We start from the raw sequence: 22,803 nt of genomic DNA, 5'->3' as shown, positions 1-22,803 counted from the left end.
TTCAGCCGTCGACCCGCTCGCGGTAACGCTCGGCAAAGCATTCCTGGCTGAGAATGCGCTCCTCGTCGACGTAGGCGATCTCCGCGCGGCGGATACTGACGCGGAAGCGCACGTGTGGAATACCCTGGATGTCTTCTCCGATGGACAGGACACGGGCGGTCTCAACGGTGTTGTCCGCGCCCAACCGGCGATAGACGGCCCCTGCGGCGACCGGCTGGCGTCGATAGCGGCGGCCGAAAATATCGAGCCTTTCTGCCAACATGACGCGTTTGCCTCTCTCGCTACATGAAGACGTGAGCCCAGTGACTTCACGCCAAGTTCACACAAAGAATGAAGGCAGCGTATTAAAGGCGGGTTAAAACTGCATGCAGGGCGGTTACGACTGTACCTCAATTTGGCGAAGCGCCGTGGGCAGGCGATCCGGCAAGTCCTCGGCAATCAAGCCCGGCCCGAAACCCTGCGCCGACTGGCCGTGAAGCCATGCCGCCGCGCAGGCCGCGTCGAACGGCGCCATTCCCTGCGCCAGACAACCCAGCAGGATACCGGCCAGCACGTCGCCCGCCCCGGCTGTCGCAAGCTCCGCCGGCGCGTTGGTGTTGATGGCGGCGCGGCCGTCGGGCGCGGCGATGACCGTATCGTATCCCTTCAGAAGCACGACGGCCCCGGTCGCGTAAGCGGCCTTGCGCGCACGAGTCAGCTTGTCGCCCCGCAGGTCGGGGAAAATCCGGCGGAACTCCCCTTCGTGGGGAGTAAGAACCGTCGGCCCCCGGATCGCCGCCGCAAGGGCCGCCGGCTCGTCACGAAATACGGTGAGCGCGTCAGCGTCGAGCACCACGGCGCGCCCCGTATCCAACAGCGATTCGGCCCGCCAGCGGGTCGTCGCGGTGACCCCGGCTCCTGGTCCGATCAGGAAGGCGTTCTTGCGGGTGTCGGAGATCAACTCGCCGAACGCTTCCTCGCCGTCCAGCGCCATCGTGATCAAGCTCGGCATGCCCGTCGCGTAGACAGGCAACACCGCGGACGGCACCGCGACACTCACCAAGCCGGCGCCGCCACGCAGGGCGGCCCGGCAGGCCAGCCGGCCGGCCCCGGTCGCTTCCACACCGCCGAACACCACGGCATGGCCGTAGTCGTACTTGTGCGTGTCTGGCCGCCGCCAGGGCCAGCGTGCCCGCCACAATGCCGCGACGTTCTCAAAGGTGGCGGGGACGATGTCGTGCAGGACATTCTGCGGGATGCCGATGTCGGCCAGGATGACCTCGCCACAAAGCTTCCGGCCCGGCATCAGAAGGTGACCGGGCTTCTTGCGAAAGAAAGTGACGGTCGCGCGCGCCTCCACGGCGACATCGCCCAGGGTCTGCCCGTCGTCGCCCTTGACGCCGCTGGGGACATCGACGGCGAAGACCGGAACACGCCGCCTCCTGACGGCCTGCACGACATCTCGAACGGCACCGTGCAGCCCACGGCTGAGGCCAGCGCCGAACAGCGCATCGATTACCGCGTCGGCGCCGTCGAGCGCGGCAGGCGAGAGTTCCTCCACCGTTCCATGCCACTGCCGGGCATGGTGCGCCGCGTCGCCCTTCAGTTTCTCCCGATCCACCATGGACGCGAGCCGGACCTGCCAGCCCTTCCGCTGCAGGTGCCGTGCCGCGACCCAGCCGTCGCCGCCGTTGTTGCCCGGCCCACAGAGCACCGCGACGCAGCCGCGTTCCATGCGTTTGTCGAGTGCCTCCGCGACCGCGCGGCCGGCATTCTCCATAAGCTGGAAGCCCTGCACACCCGCCTGTATCGCTGCCTGATCGGCGCGGTATGTTTCCTCGACGGTCAGGACCTCCACGGGACCGGACATCCCCGCGCCTCAGTCGCCGTGCCCATGGCCGCCGGTCAGGCGGCGAAATGCAGCGGTTCTCTCCTCGGCGGCCGTACGCAGGAGGGCGACATCGGAGTCTGGAATCACGAGATCGTAGCCGGCCTTGACCAGCGCCGCCACGTCACGGCCAGGCGTGCTGATTCCGCCAAGCAGCTTACCAGCCCCCTTCGCGGCGCGTTCGGCCCGCTCGATTGCGGCGGCGACCGCCGGATGGTCGGGCTGCCCCAGGTAGCCGAGATTAGCCGAGAGATCGAATGGGCCGACGAACAGCATATCGACACCCTCGACCGCGGCGATGGCCTCCACGGCCTCCAGCCCCCGTGGCGTCTCAATCTGGCAGATGCGCAGCAGGCGAGCGTCGATTTCGGCGACATAGCTCTGCCAGTGCGCGCCATAGCCGGTCGCACGCGCCACGGACGCCGCCATCCCGCGCACGCCAGCGGGCGGGTAGCGACATGCCGCGACAGCGGCCTCGGCCTCCTCGACCGATGAAACCTGAGGGATCATCACGCCCGTAATGCCGGTATCGAGCGCACGCTTCAGGTAGACGGGATCATTGGCTGGAACGCGCATGAAAGCGTCCGCACCCTGCCCCGTGACGGCGCGGACGAGTTCCGTTGCCTCGGAAAAGCCAGCGGGCCCATGCTCCAGATCGATCATCACGGCGTCGTAGCCGGCGGCGGCCAGGATCTCCGCCGCTCCCTGCGAGGGCAGCATGGCCCAGGCCGAAATCGCCGGGCGTCCCGCCAGCAAGCGTTCCTTCAGGTGTTCCAATCCGTCGTGCCTCCCTGCCCATAACCGTCCGCGCTTACGATAGCGGCGGCAAATCTACATGACGAGAGGGTCAGTAGCGGAATCCGTGGTAACGCCGCCGCGGCGTGTGGCTGACCTCGTCATAGTCGTCCGGCAGGAAGTCGTCCGGCAGGTCCGGTCCCTCGTCGCGCGGTACGGCCATCTCCTGCAGCTTGCGCACACGCTCCTCGGTCTTGGGATGGGTGCGCAGGATCGACGGCTGGTTCAGTACGCCCTGGCGGCCGAACACGTTTTCCCAATAGCGCTGCTGCTGCGCATCCATTTTTTGCAGCGCGGTCGCGATCCCCTCGGGGTCGCCGGTGAGCAGCGCCGCTCCGGCATCGGCGTCGTATTCGCGCGAGCGCGACAGGCCGAGCTGCAGCAACAGACTGAGAATTGGCGCGAATGCAAGAAGCGCAATCGGCGGCCAGGGGATGGCAACCTCGCCTTCCGCGATGTAGGGCAGATTGATGAGAATGAGCAGCATGGCGATGAAAGCCAGCGTGCGCGTCACCTTGGTGATGAAATCGGCCAGCGCCATCAGCTTCAGGTCGCCGTGCGCCACATGGCTCAATTCGTGCGCCATCACACCGGCGATCTCGCGGCCGGTCAGGCGGCGCAGCAACCCGTCGCTCAACGCCAGGCTGACCTCGTTGCGCCCGCCCACGGTGAAGGCCAGCATCAAGCGGCTTGGGATGTAAAACAAGCTGACCTTCGCGGTGATGCCGGAGCGTTCGCACAGGTCGTTGACGACGTCATAGAGCATCGGCACCTGACGCCGGTCCAGGGGCGTGGCGGAATAGATCTGCAGCATCAGCCGCTGCGAAACCTGCGGACCGAAATAAAGGACCAATACGGCGAAGGTCGCGATCCAGACCAGGCCGACGACGCCGGCGATAAACCACCCCACCGCGGCAAGCAACGCGGCGAGCGCACCGATCAGGATGCCGGCATGGACAAGGTTTCGGCGGCGGTTGGCGGCGATGCGGTCGGGATCGACGGTGTAGCGCAGCATCATGCCACTTCAATTGGGGCCGGCGGACGCCGACGCAAGACGCTAGAATATCGGCCGGAAGGTCAGTTGCCCCCAGCCATGACTTTGCAGAAGGCCGACGGCTCCCTGGCACGCAGGGTCTGGCAGGCTCGCCCTGCCGCCTCGGGGTGCGGGTATCCAACCGCCAGCACACGGTAGAAGGTGCCGTTGTCGCCCAGGTCGACCTCGGAGTAGCTGGGCGAGGCGCCGCGCAAGGCTTCCGGGAAACGCCGCAGCATGTCGCGCCAGTGCTGTCGCGCCTTGGCCCTGGTCCTGAGGGAGCCGAGCCAAATGCGAGCGGCGTCGGCGCGGACGCCCTGGCCGCTGCCTGTCGTTCCGGATCCCGCCGGACTGCTTCGTTCCGCCGAGCGCACGGAGCCGTCAGGCGAGGCGCGGCCGACGGCCTGCTGCTTCGGAACGACGGGCGATGCCTCCACCTTCGCATCACCGGTGGCCGGCACATCCAGCTTTGCAGCCTCCCATCCGTCGTCTGCAAGGGCTTGCGCCAAGCTTTCGGCCTTCCCGTGCCCCTGCGCGGCAGCCCGGCGATACCACGCCAAAGCCTTCGCATTGTCCTGCGCGACCACGACGCCGAGGCGATACATCTGTCCCATTGCATACTGGCCGTCCGGCAGGCCACTCCGGGCGGCCCGGCGGAACCAGCGCAGCGCCGTTTTGTTGTCGCGCTCAAGTCCCTCGCCCCGATAGTACGCGAGACCGAGGTTGTATTGCGCCATAAGATGCCCGGCCTCGGCCGCCGACTGCCACAGTTTGGTCGCTCGTACCGGGGCTCGCTGCACCCCGCGGCCCTGCGCGAACATCAGACCGAGGTTGTTCTGTGCAGAGGGATGACCCTGGCCCACGGCACGCGCGTACCAATGCGCCGCCCGACCCAGGTCGGCGGCGATGGCGCCGGCCCCGCGTTCGTACATTACACCCAGGCCGTATTGCGCCTGTGCATCGCCGGCATCGGCAAGCGGCCGCCAAATACCCCTGGCCTGCGCATAATTGCCGGCCTGAAACGCCTTGAAGCCAGCTTCGTAGTCCTGCGCTGACGCCCCGCCAAGGCACGCGAGCAACACCCATACCGCAGGCAGAATCCGAAAGACACATTGCATGACGGCAGTCAGCATCGCCGGTTCTCCCGCCTCGTGCAAGCGTTGAGACGTGCACACGTAATAAGGGATTTATCAGTACAATCAGTTTCTTAAGGGTTGGACTGTCCTTTGGACTCCCTTGAATGCGCTCCCGCCCCCAACCATGTCCTTCCAGGGCGCAGGGAAAGACTGCCGGGTGTCATCGAATACCATTCAGGAGGGGAGATCGCATCATGGCCGATCAGGACTACGAGACCCTGCGCAGCGAGGTGCAGCAGCTCCGCGCCGACATTGGCAACATCACCGAGACGTTGAAGGGCCTGGCCTCCAGCCAGGGTGAACAGGCCTATGAGCGGCTGCGCGCAGGCGTCGGCTCCGCCCGGCAGCGGGCGACCCAAGCCGGCCACGCAGTCGAGCATCAGGTGGAGGAGCACCCCTTGGCCAGCCTCCTCGTCGTGTTCGTTGGCGGGCTTCTGACCGGCTTGTTGCTGCAGTCCCGCCGCCGCTGACCCCAGGCAACGGGCACGCGACATGCGAGAGCGTCTTGCGCAAGTCCTAACCGGGCTTGCCGTGGTCTGCCTGGCGTTGACGGTGTTCCTGGGTGGCCTCGGCTTTCTCATCGCGGCCGGCTACTTGGCCCTGGCCGAGGTCCTGCCGCCCGCCGCCGCCGCCGCGTTGACCGGACTGGGCGCGCTTCTACTCGCTGTCCTGCTACTCGTCGTCGCCCGCGCCGTGATGCTGCCACGCCGACACCGCGCATCTCCGACAGAGGCGGAGACGGGCGAAGCAAAAACCGGGCGCGCAAGCAGCGGCCTTGGCGCCGCACTTGTCCCGCTGCTGCGCGAGAACCTAGCCCTCACTATCGGGAGCGTTTTCGCCGCCGGTGTCATTCTGGGTGTCAGTCCCCGCGCCCGCCGGACGCTCTGGAACATCATTGAACGACAGCTATAACGCACGGGCTTACCGCGCCCTCAAGTGATCGTGACTTAACCCTGGTATCCTGCCGGCCTAGCTCTCCGGATATTCACACCATTCGGAGTCGACCCTTGGAGATGATCGCGAATCCGCTGGCACTGGCCGATTGGCGGCGCCAGGTGGCCGAGCTTTACGGCGAGGTCCGGCGTTACGAGGATCCGGCGGCCGGCTGGCAGCATTGGCGAGCGGCACGCGACCGGCTGATCCGACACCATCCACAGTCGCCGCTATCCACCGCGCAGAGGCCGCGTTTCAAGGGCCTCCCGTTCTTCGAGTACGATCCGCGCTATCGCTTCCAGGTTTCCCTGGACCAGCCAGAGACGGCGGAAACGCAGGCCTGGCACCTCGGCGCCGACGGCACCATCATGCTCCAGCCCATCGCCCGCACATTTGGACTTGCCGAGGTGCTGGGCGGCGAGCTGACAGTATTCTGGATCGGCGGATACGGTGGCGGCGTATTCCTGCCCTTCGCCGACGCGCACGAAGCGACCTACGCCGGCGGACGCTACCTTCTGGATGGTATCAAGGGCGCCGATCTCGGCTCGGCGGGCGGCGGCAAGCTGATCTGCGATTTCAACTTCGCCTACAACCCGTCCTGCGCCTACGCGGACACCTGGACCTGCCCCCTGGCGCCGCCGGAGAACCGCTTACCCGGCCCCGTTCCGGCCGGCGAGCGGGCGGAGCCGATCCTGGCCTCGGCCTGAGCGGACCGACGAAACCCGGTCACGAAATTGTTGCTCGTCACCTATGTGCTTTCCCGGCAGAGTAGGTCGCCATGAAACGGATACTCATCGCGACTGCCGCGACTCTCGCTCTGGCCGCCGGCACCGCGGCGGCGGGCGAAGCCGATGTCCTCGACGTGAAGGCCGAGAAGACGGGTGAGCGGACCTGGCGGTTCGAGGTGACGGTCGAGCACGCCGACGAGGGCTGGGAGCACTACGCCGACCAGTGGCAGGTGCTGGCCCCGGACGGCGGCGTCCTCGGCACGCGGACGCTATATCATCCGCACGTCAACGAGCAGCCCTTCACCCGTTCGCTCGGCGGCGTCCGCGTTCCCGCGGACGTGACTTCGGTAACGGTCCGCGCCCGCGACAAGGTTCACGGCCACGGCGGCAAGGCCGTGACCGTGGAATTGCCGCGATAGCCTAGTCGCTGGTTGCAGCCAAGGCCTTCATATAGGCGATGATGTCGCAGTCCTTGGCCGCATCGGTAAGGCCATGCGTTTCGAGGAAGGTGCACAGGTTCGCCTCGGGCGCCGCATCCTCCCCGTAGACGGTCGTTACGAGGTCGCTCGCCTTGTGGCAGCCCGCGCAATGCCGGGCGAAGAGGTCACGGCCCTGCCGGGGGCTGCCGTAGCGTCCGCCGCCGATGGACAGCTTTTCCGGCAGTTTCGGAGCGGCCTCGCGGCCCTCGTCCTTGGCGGCGCGGCGAAGCTGAGCCGGCTCGTACTTCTTGTACAGGGAGAAGGCGCCGCGCAGGTCGCCGGTCTGAAAGCCTGTCGCCCGGTCATTGGGATAGTGCTTCTCGATCGCCGCCTCGACGTCCTGCGGGATGTCCTCCCCATGGCAAACAAGGCATGGCTCGAAGGTCGGAATGGCGCGCATGTAATGAACGTAGCGCCTACCGTCGCGCTCGATCAGGCGAACGCTGTCCATCGCCTCCATGCTCTGCCCCGCCATCGCGCGGGTTTCGAAGCTTAGAAGAACGCCGCGCTCGGCCTCGGTGGGCGCGTTTTCCGGATTGCGCACGCGAAGTGCGGTGCGGCGGATCTCCCACCCGGTGTCGGCTTCGATACGGTTGGAGATTTCCGGCGCCAGATGCCGACAGACGCGCGTCGCCTCGGCCGGTCCCTTGTCCTTCATCTCGGTTTGCAGATGCTGCATCATCTCGCCGCGCAGCTCGCGGATCGCTTCCTGTGCGTCCCGCTCGTACGCGTCCAGCGGTTGGGCGGATGCGCCAAATGCGGTGAACACACCGGCGCATATCAGGCTCAAGAGTCCAATTTGTCTGACCATGGCGTTCGCTCCTGCCTGTAGTCCGGCAAGCCGTCCGACTGGAGAGCCGACCTATTCCTCGTCCTCGCCGTATTCACCTTCGCTGTGTGCCGGTGGCCAGGTGACGAGCTGGCTATAGGCGACGAACTCATAAGCCAGCACGGCGACCACCAGCGCCACGGCCACGGCCCGCCAGGGCCGCACCGGCGGCGTTTCCCGGCTTGCCTCGGCGTCCGGTAGCTCCTTCCATCCCGTGACCATGGCCCGCGTGAGGTTTTCCCCAGTCAGTAGCCAGTCCGCCAGGACGCCTGCTACATGAATGGCGGCCAGAATGATGACAAGGTTCCCAAGCGTTTCGTGCAGATCGCTCTCGCCTCCGCCACTGGCAAGACCGGTCCATACGGTCCCGATCAGGACAGCCAGAAGCGCGAAGATCATGATCGCGCCAAGCGGGTTGTGACCGACATGATGCGGCGGATCGAGTCGCAGCAAGCCGCGAACATAGTCCCGCACCATCGACCAGCCATAGATGAAATCCGCAAAGCGCGCGTGGCGGCTGCCGACGAATCCCCACAGGACGCGGAACGCCAGGAGCAGGGCGACGCCATAGCCGCAGAGCACGTGAACCTGATAAGCCAGCCCATCGTCCTCGGCCGTCACATAGGCCAGTGCCACCAACGCGACGAGCGCCCAGTGGAAGACACGTGTCGGCAGATCCCAAACGACGACGCGGCGCATTCCAAGCCTCCAACGGTTATTCCCGCCAGAGGCGATAGCGCACGAAGCACTATCCGGCCTTGATCCAGCGCATGGCTACATGGAAGAAGGGCCGCACTCACTGGGCGCGGCCCCTCCACTCAGGCCGAAAGCTATGTTTTCAGCCAGTCCCAGCCCCTAGACCGAGTAGTACATGTGGAACTCGATCGGGTGCGGCGCGGTCTCGAAAGTCATGACCTCGTCCCACTTGAGTTCCAGGTAGCTTTCGATCTGGTCCTTGGTGAAGACATCGCCGGCCTGCAGGAACTCGTTGTCCTCGGACAGCGCCGTCAGCGCTTGACGCAGCGAGCCGGACACGGTCGGCACGCCCTCCAGTTCTTCCGGCGGCAGGTCGTAAAGGTTCTTGTCCATCGCCTCGCCCGGATGGATCTTGTTGCGGATGCCGTCCAAGCCCGCCATCAGCAGCGCGGAGAACGCCAGGTAAGGGTTCGCTGCCGGATCGGGGAACCGCACCTCCACGCGCTTCGACTTCGGGCTGGTGCCGTGGGGGATGCGGCACGACGCCGAGCGGTTGCGCGAGGAATAGGCCAGCAGCACCGGCGCCTCGAAGCCCGGAACCAGCCGCTTGTAGCTGTTCGTGCTGGGATTCGTGAAAGCGTTCAGGGCACGGGCGTGCTTGATGACACCGCCGATGTAGTAGAGCGCCGTCTCGCTGAGACCGGCATAGCCGTCGCCGGCGAAGGTGGGCTTGCCCTCCTTCCAGATCGACTGATGGACATGCATGCCCGAGCCGTTGTCGCCGAACACGGGCTTCGGCATGAATGTCGCCGTCTTGCCGTAGGCGTGCGCGACGTTGTGGACCACGTACTTGTAGGTCTGCATCTCATCGGCGGACTTGACCAGCGTGTTGAAGGCGACGCCAAGCTCGTGCTGCGAGGGGGCGACCTCGTGGTGATGCTTCTCCACGCGGACGCCCATCTCCTCCATGACGGTGACCATCTCCGCGCGCATGTCGGTACCGCTGTCCACCGGCGGGACCGGGAAGTAGCCGCCCTTGATGCGCGGGCGGTGGCCCAGGTTGCCGCCCTCGAAGTCGGCGCCCGACATGTACGGGCCTTCCTCGGATTCGAACTTGTAGAAACAGTGGTTCATCTCCGTGCCGAAGCGGATGTCGTCGAACACGAAGAACTCCGCCTCGGGGCCGAAGTAGGCGGTGTCGCCAATCCCCGACTGCTCCATGAAGGCCTGCGCGCGCTTCGCGGTGGAGCGCGGGTCGCGGTCATACGGCTGGCCGGTCGAGGGCTCGACCACGTCGCAGCACAGGATCATCTGCGGCTGCGCGGCGAAGGGATCCATCACGGCGGTGGAGAGGTCCGGCAGCAGGGTCATATCCGACTCCTGGATGCCCTTCCACCCCTCGATGGACGAGCCGTCGAACATGATGCCCTCTTCCAGAAGGTCCTCGTCCACGGTGCTGGTGTGCTGGGCCAGGTGCTGCCACTTGCCCTTCGGGTCGGTGAAGCGGAAGTCCACGTACTTCACCTCGTTGTCCTTGATCATCTGCAGGACTTTGTCGGAATCGCTCATAGCTCCAATCCCCGTGTTCATCGCTTCGAGGGTGTCTCTTGCGGGCGCGTTCCGCGCATGCGGGCTTCGTCAGACTTGACGCCGGGCGATGCGAAACGGTTCCCGGCGCGGAGGTCTATACGGCGTCCGCGCCGCGCTCGCCGGTGCGAATGCGGATCGCTTCGTCGATGCTGGAGACGAAGATCTTGCCGTCGCCGATGCGTCCGGTGTGCGCGGCTTGCTGGATGGCTTCAACCGCCCGCTCGACCAGGTTGTCGTCCAGCACGACCTCGACCTTCACCTTCGGCAGGAAGTCGACGACGTACTCGGCCCCGCGGTAAAGCTCGGTATGGCCCTTCTGCCGGCCGAAGCCCTTGGCCTCGGTCACGGTGATGCCCTTGATCCCGACTTCGTGCAGCGCTTCCTTCACCTCGTCGAGTTTGAAGGGTTTGATAATCGCCTCGATCTTCTTCATGGCCTCTGGTTCGCTGTTCGCATTCGTTGTCACGCCGGACGATCGCGGGCGGGCCGACGCGCCCCAACCTCTTCCCAAGCATATCCCGTGCCAAGACGCCCGAGGTGCTGAAGCAACCGATATTCCGCTGCCTCGGAGCCCTTATGTCCGCTGCGCAAGCGGTAGACCTGCTCAATTATTAGGCAACCTGCCGCCATTAAAGGCAACCGGCTGCCTCGTCCAGCCTCACGCGGCCTGCTGCGCGGCCAGCCAGTCGCGGATCCGTGCCGCCGCATCCAGGCAGTTCTCCTTGGAGTTGGCGTAGGAAAGGCGCAGGTAGCCCTCGCCCTCCCTGCCAAACGACGTGCCCGCAACGGTGGCAACGCCCGCTTCCTCCAGCAGTCGGCCCTCCAGTTCCTTCGCCGAAAACCCGGTGCCGGTGATGTTCGGGAACACATAGAAGGCGCCCCCTGGCTCCACGCAGGAGATGCCGGGGATGGCATTCAACGCGTCGACCAGTGCGCGGCGGCGGTCGTCGAATGCGCGCACCATCTCCTCCACCGAATCCTGCGGCCCCTGCAGAGCGGCGATGCCCGCCCACTGGGTGGCGGCGTTGACGCAGCTATGGTCGTTGATGGCAAGCCGCGTGGCATGCTCGACAAGCTGCCGCGGCCAGACGGCATACCCCAGGCGCCAGCCGGTCATGGCGTAGGTCTTGCTCCACCCGTCCAGCATGATGACCCGGTCGCGAAGCTCGGGGTAGGCCAGCATGGTGGCGTGCTCGCGGCCGTCATAGATGATTCGGCTGTAAATCTCGTCGGAGAGCAGGGCCACATTCGGATAGTTCGCAAGCCCGGCCGCAAGCTTGTCCATCTCTGCCTTCGAGGTCACACCCCCGGTGGGATTCGCCGGCGAATTCAGGATGATCAGCCGCGTCCGATCAGTGATACGCGAAAGCAGGTCGTCCGCCGAGAAGGCGAAGCCGTTCTCCTCGCGAAGCGGCAGGGATACCGGCGTGGCGCCCGAGAATCGGATGACGGACTCGTAGATCGGGAAACCGGGATTGGGATAAATGATCTCAGCCCCCGGCTCGCCGAACATCAGCACGGCGAAGAACATCGTCACCTTGCCGCCGGGGACCACGACCACGCAATCCGGATCGACGTCCACGCCGTGGCGCGCGTTCAGATCGTCGGCGACGGCGCGGCGCAGCTCCGGAATGCCGTTGGCGGGCGTATAGCCGTGGTGCCCGTCGCGCAGCGCCTTCACGCCCGCCTCGACGACATGGTCGGGGGTCTTAAAGTCGGGCTGCCCGATCCCCAGGTTGATGATCGAGTGTCCGGAGGCCTCCAGCGCCTTGGCGCGGGCAAGAACCTCGAATGCACTTTCGGTGCCAAGGCGATCCATTCCGGCGGCGAGGGTAAGCATGGCGGCGGTTCCCGTCAGACGTGTTGAAGCAGTGCTGCGGCGGAGCGTAGACGCAGCGCTGCCAGGCGGGCAAGAGCGCACATGCACCGCGCTTGACGGGGGCCGGACGGCGGGTTAATTACGGCACCACCGGCAGCGAACGATGCTTGGCCGGATCCGCCTTGTGGTGGGCATAGCTCAGTTGGTTAGAGCGCATGGTTGTGGTCCATGAGGTCGCCGGTTCAAATCCGGCTGTCCACCCCACTTTCCTCCATACTTATCTACCGTAAGTTATCCGGCCGGGCGTCCAAGCTCTCGCACCGGAAACGCGTCATCAGCCCGAGCGCAGAAACCGCACCGCCTGATCGCGCTCGAAAAGATACAGAAGGACGCGCAGCGCCCGCCCCCGCTCGCCCTGTAATTCGGGGTCGCGCTCAAGCACCAGCTTTGCGTCGTCCCGCGCGGCGGCCAGCAGCTCGCCGTGAACGGCAAGATCGGCCAGGCGGAATTCCGGAAAACCGCTCTGGCGCGTCCCCAGCAGCTCGCCAGCGCCGCGCAGGCGCATGTCTTCCTCGGCAATGCGGAAACCGTCGTCGGTCTCGCGCATGATGCGCAGGCGCGCCCGTGCGGTCTCGCCCAGCGGTCCCTGGTAGAGCAGCAGGCAGGACGAGCGCTCGCTGCCGCGCCCGATACGGCCGCGAAGCTGATGGAGCTGGGCCAAGCCGAAGCGTTCGGCATGCTCGATCACCATAACCGTGGCCGACGGGACATCGACGCCGACCTCGATGACCGTCGTGGCGACCAGTAGATCAATGTCGCCCTCCTTGAAATCGGCCATCGCCCGGTCCTTCTCGGCGGCCTTCATGCGGCCGTGAACCAGGCCGACCCGCGCGCCGAAGCGGGTCTTGAGCGCGGCAAAGCGCTCCTCCGCGGCGGCGAGGTCGCTCTTGTCGGATTCCTCGACCAGGGGACAGACCCAATAGACCTTCCGCCCCTGCTCGATCGCCCGTGCGACGCCGTCCACCACGTCGCCCAACCGGTCCAGCGAGATCGAGCGCGTATCCACCGGCTGCCGCCCCGCCGGCTTCTCGGTCAGACGCGAGGCTTCCATGTCACCGTAGGACGTCAGCATCAGCGTGCGCGGGATCGGTGTCGCCGTCATCACCAGGACATCCACGCCCCTGCCCTTCGACTGCAGCGACATTCGCTGATGCACGCCGAAGCGATGCTGCTCGTCGATGACGGCGAGGCCGAGATCCTGGAACTCCACATCCTGTTGGAACAGCGCATGCGTGCCAATGGCCAGCTTGACCTCGCCGGCCTTCAGCCGTTCCAGCGCCCGCGCGCGGCCCTTGCCCTTGTCGCGCCCGGTCAGCAGCAGCACCTCCACCCCGGCGGCCTCGGCCAGCGGGCGGATGGTGGCGTCATGCTGGCGCGCCAGGATCTCCGTCGGCGCCATCAGCGCGGCCTGACAGCCGGCCTCCACCGCCGCCAGCATGGACAGGAGCGCCACCACGGTCTTGCCGCTGCCGACATCGCCCTGCAACAACCGCAGCATGCGGTGGGGCGCGGCCATGTCGTCCAGGATCTCCGACAGCGCCTTGCGCTGAGAGCCGGTGAGCGCGAATGGCAGCGCGGCAATCGCCTGGTCGCGAAGGTGCCCGTCACCCTCGACGGCGCGGCCCTTCATTCGAGTCTGCGAGCGGCGGACCAGCGCCAGAGCAAGCTGGTTCGCCAGAAGTTCGTCATAGGCCAGTCGCTGGCGTGGTGTGGCCAGGGCCGAGAGATCGTCCTCTCCCTGCGGCGCGTGCGCGGCCAGCAAAGCCTCCCGCCACGCCGTCCAGCCCTGTTGCCGCCAAAAACCGAAATCCTGCCACTCCGGCAGTTCCGGCGCCTGCGCCAGGGCCGCCCGCACGGCCTTGCCGACGACCTTGAGGGTCAATCCGGCCGTCAGGGGGTAAACCGGCTCCACGCCCTGGATCGTGTCCTGCTCCTCGACGGAGGCAATATGGTCGGGATGGCTGATCTGCGGCCAGCCGTGGAAGTATTCGATCTTGCCGCTGACGACGCGGGTCTCGCCGATGGGCAGGATGCGGTGCAGGTAGTCCGGCCGGGCATGAAAGAACACGAGGTCGAGCGTCCCCGAATCGTCATGGCAGCGCACGCGGTAAGGTTGGCGCCGGCTGCGCGGCTGCTGATGCTCGCCCACCGTGACCGTTAGCGTGGCGACGCGGCCCGGCTGCGCCTCCATCACCTTCGGGGCATAGCTGCGGTCGATGATGCCGCTTGGCAGGTGCCAGCACAGGTCGACCACATGCGGGCCGGCCAGCGTCTGGAACGCCTTCACCGTTCGCGGCCCGATGCCGGGCAGCGATTCCACCGGCGCGAACAGGGAATAGAGGACTTCCGGTCGCAGGGCTGCCAAACCTCCGGTCGATACGCGGCGAAAGCCGCTGGCCGCTCAATAGCAGGGTGCGGCGCGCGCGGCCAGAGTCCAGCCCTCGACACGGAAAAAGCAGAAGCCGCCCGCACGGATGCGGACGGCTTCCGGGCTTCCGTCAGTAAGTAGGCTTACTTGGCGGCGTCCATAAAGCCGACGACCGACCACAGGAAGTCGAGCTGCAGGTTGCCGTCGAAGACCGAGTCATCCCGCGCCAGATAGAAGTCCGATGCATAGGGAGCTTCGCGCGGTCCGCCGCCATCGGAATAATCGGCGGTCGGATCGTACATCGCCAGGCTGTGACAGGTCATGCAGTTGGACTGCACGCCATAGCGCGTCGCGACGGGACCGGCGTTGGTCTGCACCGTGCGCTTCTCCTGGAACACCGCCGGGTCGAAGCCGGCCTCCAGGTAGGGATTGAAGACGGTCACAAGCTCGCCGACGTTGACGCCGCCGTTGACCGGCTGCGCCGGGCTCAGCATCTGGTAGCCGATGGACATGGCGTAGTGCGCGGGCGCGCCCGATAGCGCGTCCGGCATGTCGGATGCCACCGCATTGGAACTGGGCAGCGGCGGGTTCGACGGGTCGGGCGTCCACCAGAAGGTCTGCCAGGTCCAGCGCTCGATCTCCCGGCTGGTGACGTGCATGCCGACCAGGATGATATAGTCGCCCTTGTGAAGCTGCTGCTCGCCGGTGACGTCCTTCAGGACCGCCAGGTCCGGCTGCGTCACCTTGATATTGATGAAATCATCGACGTTGTAGGTCGTATCCGACGTCGCGCCCGAACAGTCCGCGTCCACGCTGCCGTCGCCTTTGCCGGCATTGTTGACGTCGACATAAACGCAGTTGCCCCACTCGGGTCCCTCGGGAAACACCTTCGCCGGATGCGGGGTACCGGGCCAGGTGTACATCGCGTAGGGTTTGTCATTCTGCGGTCGGATGACCTTGTAGACTGGCTTCACGACCACCGAGTAGGTCGGGAACGTCGGGATCTGGTCGTAGCCGAAGTTGGCATAGGCGCGCAGGGTGCTCTGCAGGAACAGCTTGTTGCCATAGGCGTGCTCCGCAGCGCCGGGGCTGTAGCTGACCGCCACCTTGATGCACTCGTTCGGCGAGGTCGTGAAGTCGCACCCCTGCGCTGCTTTCGCGGCCTTCGCCCCCAATGCATGGAACTGGCCCGGCGTCTGCAGGACCAGCGCCCGCCGCGCGCTCTTCAACATCGCCGATTCGGGGGCCTCGATGGCCTGGACGATGCTGTCCGGCGTCAGCCAGGTCTGGTAGACACGCGCATCCGCGATGCCGCCCACCGTCTGGCCGGTCGGCTGCGTCAGCGCGGCCCACAGGCCCCAGCCGTGCCGGTTGATAAGCGTCTCGTCGGCATCCGTCGCGCCGCGGATCCACTTGTTGAGAGTCGTTTCCGGCTCGGGAAAATGGTAGCCCTCGATACCGGGATCGGGCATCTCGGCCCCGAAGTCCACGGCCCCGGCGGGACCGGCAGTCAAGCCGGCACTCAGCACGCCGGCCATGAACGCGAGTCCCGCGCGGACACGGATCAGTGGTCGATTCATGCAATTCCCCTCTACACAAAGTTGCATCTTCGAGTGGAAATAACTTATTAGTTGCTTCAATTGCAAGATGTGCCACCGCTACATGTTGAAGCCGAGCAGTATCGGGCCGCGGGCGAGCTGTCGAGACCCGGAATTTGTACAAAATAACAATGACTTCCATCCATTGCCGACGATCTCGCCTGACAGCGCGGCCAATACGCCCTATATCCGCTGGGCACACCGCCGGGAGACACAGATGGCCGAAGCCGACCTTCAGACCCGCCGCAAACGCGCCTACTTCATGAGCTGGCATCGCGGCACGCGCGAGATGGACCTTCTGATCGGCGGCTTCGCCGACAAGCACCTTGCCGGCTTGACCGAGGCGCAGTTGGAGCGCTACGAGACGCTGCTTCAGGTGAGCGACACCGACCTGTACAACTGGATAACCGGCCGCGCGGTGCCGCCGGACGAACTCGACAGCGATATACTAAGGCTGCTGTGCAACTTCCGAATAGACCCAGTCAACGGCTAGGCGCGCTGGAGCGCGCATTCGCCCAAGCGGGGCGCAGCCTCGTCTCGCGCGCGCCCGAAGGTTACGACGCCTGGCTGCTGGCCGAGGCCGCCGCCGCGCGCGCGGGTGCGCCGATCCTTCATGTGGCGCGCGACGACGCGCGGATGACGCGGACGGCGGAGGCGCTGGCCTTCTTCGCGCCCGAGTGCCGCGTCCTCACCTTCCCCGCCTGGGACTGCCTGCCTTACGACCGGGTCAGTCCACACCGCGACATCGTGGCGGAGCGCGTGGATACGCTGACCCGCCTGATGACGGAGCCGGCACACCCCGGCGGGCTTGTCGTGCTGACCACGGTGAACGCGCTGCTGCAGCGGCTGCCGCCGGCGGAAGCACTGCGCCCGCGCATGCTGACCGCAAAGGCCGGGGAGCAAATCGCGCCGGAGAAGCTGACCGCCTTCTTCGCCGAGAACGGCTATGTGCGCAGCGACACCGTGGGCGAGGCCGGCGAATACGCCATTCGCGGCGGCATCGTCGACGTGTTCCCGCCGGGCGAGCCGGAGCCGTTGCGCCTGGACTTCTTCGGCGACGAATTGGAGACGGTGCGCACCTTCGACCCGCTGTCCCAGCGCACCACCGGGAAGCACGAAGGCCTGACGCTGAAGCCGGTGAACGAGGTGATCCTGCAAGAGGACACCATCCACCGCTTCCGCACGCGCTATCGCGAGACCTTCGGCACGCCGCCCAAGGACGATCCGCTCTACGCGGCCGTCAGCGAGGGCCGGCCACACCCCGGCATGGAGCACTGGCTGCCGCTGTTCTACGAGCGGCTGGAGACGCTGCTCGACTATCTGCCCGCCGACGCGCCGGTGACGCTGGACCGCCAGGCGGAAGAAGCGCGCGACCAGCGCCTGGAAACCATCCGCGACTTCTTTGAGGCGCGGCAGACCGTGCAGCACGGCAACGAGTTGGACACCTGGTCGTACAAACCGCTGCAGCCTGAACTCCTCTATCAGACCGCCGCCGATTGGGATGCAGCGCTCGATCCGCGCCCCGTCGCGTCCTTCTCGCCCTTCGCCGCGCCGGGCGATGCCGGCTATGTCGTGGACGCGGGGGGACGGCCCGGGCACGACTTCGCCGCCGCCCGCAAGAAAGGCGACGAGGGCGAGCCCTACATGTCGCTGCGCACCACCATCCGCGAGGAGCAGGAGGCCGGGCGGCGCGTCGCCATCGCGGGCTACACCCAGGGCTCGCGGGAACGGCTGAAGTCCGTGCTCGCCGACCACGGCCTCGAACGCCTTGCCCTGGCCGATAGCTGGGCCGAGGCGCAGGCACTGGAACCGAAATCGGTCGCGCTGGTGACGCTGGCGCTGGAGCACGGCTTCACCTCGGAATCCGCGGCGATCATCTCCGAGCAGGACATCCTGGGTGAGCGCATCGCCCGGCCGGCCCGCCGCAAGCGCCGGGCCGAGAACTTCCTGACCGAGGTGTCCAGCCTCTACGAGGGCGACTTGGTCGTCCACGTTGAACACGGCGTTGGGCGCTACGAGGGGCTGGAGACGCTGGATGTCGGCGGCGCCGCCCACGACATGCTGCGCGTCACCTATGCCGGCAACGACCGGCTGTTCGTACCCGTCGAGAACCTGGAAGTGCTATCCCGCTTCGGTTCCGAGGAAGCGGGCGTACATCTGGACCGCCTGGGGCAGGGCAATTGGCAGGCACGCAAGGCCAAGGTCAAGGAACGGGTCAAGGAGATTGCCGACCGGCTTATCCGCGTCGCCGCCCAGCGGCAGGTGAAGACGCTGGACCCAATGGAGGTGCCCGCCGGTTCCTTCGAGGAATTCTGCGCCCGCTTTCCTTATCCCGAGACCGACGACCAGCTTCGCGCCATCGAGGATACACTGGCCGACATGGCGTCGGGCAAGCCGATGGACCGGCTGATCTGCGGCGACGTCGGCTTCGGCAAGACGGAGGTGGCGCTGCGCGCGGCCTTCGTCGCGGCGATGAGCGGCAAACAGGTCGCCGTGATCGTCCCCACGACCCTGTTGGCGCGCCAGCACTACCAGACGCTCGTGCAGCGCTTTTCCGGCTATCCCGTGGTGATCCGGCAGCTTTCGCGGCTTGTTGGCACGAAGGACACGGCGGACATCAAGCGCGACCTGAAGGACGGCAAGGTCGACATCGTCGTCGGCACCCATACGCTGCTGGGCCAGAACGTCGAGTTCCGCGAGCTTGGCCTCATCATCGTGGACGAGGAGCAGCACTTCGGCGTCAAACAGAAGGAAAAGCTGAAGGCGCTGCGCGGTGATCTGCACGTCCTCACGCTGACGGCGACACCGATTCCGCGCACGCTGCAACTTGCCCTGTCCGGCGTGCGGGAGATGAGCATCATCTCCACGCCACCGGTGGACCGGCTGGCGGTGCGCACCTTTGTCCTGCCCTTCGATCCCGTCGTCGTGCGCGAGGCCGTGCTGCGCGAACACTGGCGCGGCGGGCAGACCTTCTACGTCTGCCCACGCATCGAGGACCTGAACGAGGTCGAGGAACGGCTGACGAAGCTGGTGCCCGAAGTGAAGCTGGCGGTCGCGCACGGACGCGTCGGCGCGCGCGAGCTTGAAAACGTCATGACCGATTTCTACGAGGGCAAGTACGACGTACTGCTCTCGACCCATATCGTCGAAAGCGGTCTCGACATTCCCACCGCCAACACGCTCATTATCCACCGCGCCGACATGTTCGGGCTGGCCCAGCTCTATCAGCTTCGCGGCCGCATTGGCCGGTCGAAGGTACGCGGCTATGCCTATCTGACCCTGCGCGCGGGACAGCGCCTGACCGACGCGGCGGAGAAGCGCCTGCACGTGATGCAGACGCTGGACCACCTGGGCGCGGGATTCAGCCTGGCCAGCCACGACCTCGACATCCGCGGCGCCGGCAACCTGGTCGGCGAGGAGCAGTCCGGCCACATCCGCGAGGTCGGTATCGAGCTTTATCAGCAGATGCTGGAGGAAGCCGTGGCCGAGGCGCGCGGCGGCGGCCCGGAAGAGAAGGAGGCAGCCGAGGCGTTCACCCCGCAGATCAACATCGGCACCTCCGTCCTGATCCCGGAGCGCTATGTCGCCGACCTGAACGTCCGCCTGGGCCTGTACCGCCGCATCGCGCATCTGGTGGACCGGCAGGAGATCGAGGGCTTCGCCGCCGAGCTGATCGACCGCTTCGGCCCCCTGCCGCAGGAAGTCGAGAACCTGTTGCAGACGGTCGCCATCAAACAGCTTTGCCGCGATGCCAACGTGGAAAAGGTGGAGGCCGGCCCGAAGGGTGCCGTGCTGCAGTTCCACAACGACACCTTCCCGGATCCGCAGGGCCTTGTCCGCTTTATCGGTCAGCAGGTCGGGAAAGTGCAGCTTCGCCCGGACCACAAGCTCGTCTACCGTCGCCGCTGGGACGAGCCGCAAGACCGTGTGCAGGGCATCCGCGGTCTGCTAGACAAGCTCTCAAAGGTAGCGCGGGGTGCCGAGGCTGCTTAGGCCTCGGCGCTCGCCCGCACGTCCCGCAGGAAACTGTCGACCTCGGCTCGAAGAAGCTCGGCGTCCTGGGACAGCGAGCCGGAGGATGTCTGCACCTGCTGTGCCGCCGAACTGGTCTCGGCCGCGCCAGCATTCAGTTGCTCGATGGTGCGAGCCACCTCGTTACTGCGGCCGGCCGAATCCTGGACATTGCCGGAGATATCGCCGGCTGTCGCTTCCTGCTGCTGAACGGCGGAGGCGATGGTGCCGGCGACCGAGTTCACGTCGTCGATGGTCGCGATGATGGCGTCGATGGCCGACACGGCCGTCCGGGTTTCGCCCTGAATCGAGGACACCTGACCCTGGATCTCCTCGATGGCGCTGGAGGTCTGGTTGGCCAGGCTTTTGACCTCATTCGCCACGACCGCGAAACCCTTGCCCGCCTCGCCCGCACGCGCCGCCTCGATAGTCGCGTTGAGCGCCAGCAGGTTGGTCTGCTCGGCGATGTTCGTGACAAGCGTTATCACCTCGCCGATCCGCTCGGCCGACTGCGACAGCTTGCGCATCGCCTCGCCCGTGTCCCTGGCGCTGCTCGCGGCCTTCCGGGTGATATCGTTCGAGTGCTCGGCCTGGCTGGCGATCTCGCGCATGGACGAGGTCAACTCCTCGGTCGCGCCGGCGATTGTCTGCACGTTGCTGGACACGTCCGACGATGCGACGGACACCGTCCGTGAATGATCGTTCGTCTGCGCGGCCGTGGCGGTGAGGCTTTCCGCGCTTGAATGCAACTCCGTCGCGGCCGAGCCAAGGCGCGAGACCACGCCGTCGCATGTGTTCTGGAAGCCCTTGACCGCCGCCTCCAGGGCCGCCAGCCGCCGCTCACCACGCTCGCGCTCGCGTTCCTGCTGCTCTTCGAGGGCAAAGCGCTGGATGGCATTGTCCTTGAACACCTGAACCGCGCCGGCCATATCGCCAAGCTCGTCCTTGCGCCCCTTGGCGGGAACATCGATCTCGACATCGTTGTCGGCGAGGCGGCGCATCGCTGTCGTCATCGATGCCAGCGGCCGCACGATCGACCGGCCGATCAGCCAGGCAATCATTCCCCCCAGCGCGACGGCGGCAAGTGCGCCGAGGATAAGGATCAGGCTGGCGGTGCTGCGGGTCTCCTCGGCCCAGGCGATAACAGTATCGGCAGCCTCGCTCAGGGCTGCATCCGCCTCGGACCGGGCAGCCGCCATGCTGCGGACGGCCTGCTTCTCGCCAGCCACGGCCGCCACAAGGCCGTCGAGTTCCTCACTAAAAGCAGCGAAGGCCGGTTCCAGCTTGTCGCCGATTTCTCCGGCCGCGGCCGGATCCTCCTGTTTCAGCGCTGCCAGGAAACCGTCCTTTGCCCGGATCGCGCCCGCCAGCGCTGCATCGGCGCTTTCGCGTGCCCCACTGTCGCGACGTTGGACAAATTCGGCTATTTCCGCATTCAGGCTGGCAACGCCACGGGACAGGGTGTTCGCTGCCAGGACCGTGTCCTCGGCCCTAATCACAGAATCGTCGACCTCGCGTTCCACCTCCAGGGAAGCCTCGAATGCTTGCGCCGCCGTCCCGCGGGAATCGCCGGCAAGCGCGATGAGCTTCGCCGATGCTTTGGCGAGCTTGCGGTCCGCCTCGTCTACCGCTGCGAGCGCCGCCCGCTGGCGTGCTTCCAACTCGATTACGCGCTCGAACGACTTGCGATAGGTCTGGACGGCTTTCAACAATCGTCTCGTCATCGCCTGACTGGCGCCGTCGTCGAAGGATCGCCGCAGACTCAGCACCTGCCGGAACACAGCCTTGACGTGCTTGGCGACAGCCTGGGCGTCCTTCGGATCGGAAAGGCGCAGGTATCTCTGCTCGGCGACGCGTGCTTTCGCCTGGCGCCCCGCGATGTCCGTCAGTGCCACGATGGTACCGGCCCGCTCGGCAACGGCCTCCGCCCCGGCGTCATTGGCCTTGGCAGCCTTCAAACGGGCTTGCTGGAAACCGTTCAGGCGTCCGCCCGCTTCCTGCAGTGTCGTGGATGCGGCATCCATCCGGGCAAGCGTGTCCCGCCGTTCCGCAGCCACTGCCGCGATCTCGTCCTGGGACTCCGTCAGATTGGCGAAAGCAGCGCGGAACGACTGCATCGTCTTCGCAAGCCCGGTGGCATCGATCCCACTATCCTCGTCGGCCACCTTGCGCAGCTTGATCACCGAGATGAACAGACGCTTCAAGGCGCTTTCGGCTTCTTCCCGCTCGGCGGCCGCGGCGCTGCGCTGGTAGCGGGCAATCCGGGCGAGCGCTGCCTTCGAGTCGGACTCGATGGCATTCGCGCGGTCCGCGATAAGCCGCGCCTGCGCCCTGGCCTTCGACAGATGGTCAAGCTCCTCACGCGCGTCCTCCAGGGCCGCCGCCCGCGAGGCCAGCACATTGTCGACCAGCGCGCGTGTTTCCGCACCCGCCGTTTCCATCGCTTCGAGTGAGCGCCGAAGCGCTTGCCGGCGATCCTGCTCAAGCGCAAGACCGTAGCGGTAGGCCTCGATTGCCGACCGCGTCCGCCCGACGTGGTCGGCGTCCTCGCCGCCTCGCGCGGACCGGGAGGCGCTTTCGACGACACTCGTCAGATGTTCGCGCGCGTCGGAAAGCAGGGCCGCATCGCCCTCGATGCGGAACGCCAGTTCCTTTCGTGCGGCAATCGCCATATCGGCCATTGCACCGCGCATCAGGCGCTCGCGCTCGGTGCTTTCGCGCGTCCGGTCGAGGGCGAACCACCCCACCGCGCTGACAGCCATTGTCAGAACGAGAACGACTGAAAAGCCGAGAACGAGCCGAAGCGATGTCCTCACGACGGTCCCCTGTCAGATCCTGGAAAATCAGTCAGTTATGCGGAA

General features: G+C 66.2%; 19 protein-coding genes and 1 tRNA gene. 7 read left to right on the top strand and 13 right to left on the bottom strand.

The features are described from left to right. Window position 1: 1 nt before the first annotated feature. The 5 genes from DRB17_RS01870 to DRB17_RS01850 form a co-directional block, all read right to left on the bottom strand. Window positions 2-262: a hypothetical protein gene (locus tag DRB17_RS01870; protein ID WP_114580437.1), complete on the bottom strand. Its 261-nt coding sequence runs from the start codon at window positions 260-262 to the stop codon at window positions 2-4. 114 nt (window positions 263-376) lie between these two features. Further along, complete coding sequence (locus DRB17_RS01865; protein ID WP_114580436.1) at window positions 377-1,849, bottom strand: NAD(P)H-hydrate dehydratase; 1,473 nt, start codon at window positions 1,847-1,849, stop codon at window positions 377-379. Between the two features lie 9 nt (window positions 1,850-1,858). Beyond that, window positions 1,859-2,644: an HpcH/HpaI aldolase family protein gene (locus DRB17_RS01860; protein ID WP_114580435.1), complete on the bottom strand. Its 786-nt coding sequence runs from the start codon at window positions 2,642-2,644 to the stop codon at window positions 1,859-1,861. 70 nt (window positions 2,645-2,714) lie between these two features. Further along, the gene (locus DRB17_RS01855) at window positions 2,715-3,677 is read right to left on the bottom strand and encodes a zinc metalloprotease HtpX (RefSeq protein ID WP_161958667.1); all 963 of its coding nucleotides are present in this window, start codon (window positions 3,675-3,677) and stop codon (window positions 2,715-2,717) included. A 62-nt stretch (window positions 3,678-3,739) separates the two neighbouring features. Next, entirely contained in the window at window positions 3,740-4,828 is a 1,089-nt protein-coding gene (locus DRB17_RS01850) for a tetratricopeptide repeat protein (protein ID WP_114580433.1), read from the bottom strand. Window positions 4,829-5,025: 197 nt separating this feature from the next. Here DRB17_RS01850 and DRB17_RS01845 point away from each other — a divergent pair, with 197 nt between their 5' ends. The 4 genes from DRB17_RS01845 (at window position 5,026) to DRB17_RS01830 (ending at window position 6,911) form a co-directional block, all read left to right on the top strand. Next, the gene (locus tag DRB17_RS01845; protein WP_114580432.1) at window positions 5,026-5,301 is read left to right on the top strand and encodes a hypothetical protein; all 276 of its coding nucleotides are present in this window, start codon (window positions 5,026-5,028) and stop codon (window positions 5,299-5,301) included. Between the two features lie 22 nt (window positions 5,302-5,323). Next, the gene (locus DRB17_RS20450) at window positions 5,324-5,743 is read left to right on the top strand and encodes a hypothetical protein (RefSeq protein ID WP_193725715.1); all 420 of its coding nucleotides are present in this window, start codon (window positions 5,324-5,326) and stop codon (window positions 5,741-5,743) included. A gap of 101 nt (window positions 5,744-5,844) precedes the next feature. Next, window positions 5,845-6,471, top strand: a complete 627-nt coding sequence (locus DRB17_RS01835) for a DUF1684 domain-containing protein (RefSeq protein WP_114580431.1) — start codon at window positions 5,845-5,847, stop codon at window positions 6,469-6,471. 71 nt (window positions 6,472-6,542) lie between these two features. Further along, entirely contained in the window at window positions 6,543-6,911 is a 369-nt protein-coding gene (locus DRB17_RS01830; RefSeq protein ID WP_114580430.1) for a hypothetical protein, read from the top strand. A 1-nt stretch (window position 6,912) separates the two neighbouring features. Here the strand turns inward: DRB17_RS01830 and DRB17_RS01825 are convergent, their stop codons facing one another. From DRB17_RS01825 to DRB17_RS01805, 5 genes are all read right to left on the bottom strand, one after another. Further along, the gene (locus DRB17_RS01825) at window positions 6,913-7,782 is read right to left on the bottom strand and encodes a Tll0287-like domain-containing protein (protein ID WP_114580429.1); all 870 of its coding nucleotides are present in this window, start codon (window positions 7,780-7,782) and stop codon (window positions 6,913-6,915) included. 51 nt (window positions 7,783-7,833) lie between these two features. Further along, window positions 7,834-8,499 (bottom strand): cytochrome b/b6 domain-containing protein, encoded by a 666-nt coding sequence (locus DRB17_RS01820; RefSeq protein WP_114580428.1) that lies wholly within the window; start codon window positions 8,497-8,499, stop codon window positions 7,834-7,836. 156 nt (window positions 8,500-8,655) lie between these two features. Beyond that, a complete protein-coding gene (gene glnA, locus DRB17_RS01815; protein WP_114580427.1) occupies window positions 8,656-10,065 on the bottom strand; it encodes a type I glutamate--ammonia ligase in 1,410 nt (469 codons plus the stop codon). Between the two features lie 115 nt (window positions 10,066-10,180). Then, window positions 10,181-10,519, bottom strand: coding sequence for a P-II family nitrogen regulator (locus DRB17_RS01810; protein WP_114580426.1), 339 nt, complete (start codon window positions 10,517-10,519; stop codon window positions 10,181-10,183). A 225-nt stretch (window positions 10,520-10,744) separates the two neighbouring features. Beyond that, complete coding sequence (locus tag DRB17_RS01805) at window positions 10,745-11,926, bottom strand: pyridoxal phosphate-dependent aminotransferase (RefSeq protein WP_206607749.1); 1,182 nt, start codon at window positions 11,924-11,926, stop codon at window positions 10,745-10,747. Window positions 11,927-12,092: 166 nt separating this feature from the next. Between DRB17_RS01805 and DRB17_RS01800 the strand changes: the two genes are divergently transcribed. Further along, window positions 12,093-12,169: transfer RNA gene (locus DRB17_RS01800), tRNA-His, on the top strand. A 70-nt stretch (window positions 12,170-12,239) separates the two neighbouring features. Here the strand turns inward: DRB17_RS01800 and recG are convergent. Beyond that, window positions 12,240-14,321, bottom strand: a complete 2,082-nt coding sequence (gene recG / locus DRB17_RS01795) for an ATP-dependent DNA helicase RecG (protein WP_114580483.1) — start codon at window positions 14,319-14,321, stop codon at window positions 12,240-12,242. A 155-nt stretch (window positions 14,322-14,476) separates the two neighbouring features. Beyond that, window positions 14,477-15,913: a hypothetical protein gene (locus DRB17_RS01790; RefSeq protein WP_114580425.1), complete on the bottom strand. Its 1,437-nt coding sequence runs from the start codon at window positions 15,911-15,913 to the stop codon at window positions 14,477-14,479. A gap of 235 nt (window positions 15,914-16,148) precedes the next feature. Between DRB17_RS01790 and DRB17_RS01785 the strand changes: the two genes are divergently transcribed. Both DRB17_RS01785 and mfd read left to right on the top strand, forming a co-directional pair. Beyond that, window positions 16,149-16,424: an FAD assembly factor SdhE gene (locus tag DRB17_RS01785; protein WP_114580482.1), complete on the top strand. Its 276-nt coding sequence runs from the start codon at window positions 16,149-16,151 to the stop codon at window positions 16,422-16,424. A 143-nt stretch (window positions 16,425-16,567) separates the two neighbouring features. Next, a complete protein-coding gene (gene mfd / locus DRB17_RS01780) occupies window positions 16,568-19,924 on the top strand; it encodes a transcription-repair coupling factor (protein WP_114580481.1) in 3,357 nt (1,118 codons plus the stop codon). Here mfd and DRB17_RS01775 read toward each other — a convergent pair. Next, window positions 19,921-22,758: a methyl-accepting chemotaxis protein gene (locus DRB17_RS01775; RefSeq protein WP_147274774.1), complete on the bottom strand. Its 2,838-nt coding sequence runs from the start codon at window positions 22,756-22,758 to the stop codon at window positions 19,921-19,923. The genes mfd and DRB17_RS01775 overlap by 4 nt on opposite strands. Window positions 22,759-22,803 lie beyond the last annotated feature (45 nt).

The sequence above is a fragment of the Ferruginivarius sediminum genome, from assembly GCF_003344765.1.
In the GTDB taxonomy this organism is placed as follows: domain Bacteria; phylum Pseudomonadota; class Alphaproteobacteria; order Kiloniellales; family Rhodovibrionaceae; genus Ferruginivarius; species Ferruginivarius sediminum.
Note: the sequence above shows the minus strand (reverse complement) of the source record. Positions and strands in the feature narration are given on the sequence as shown.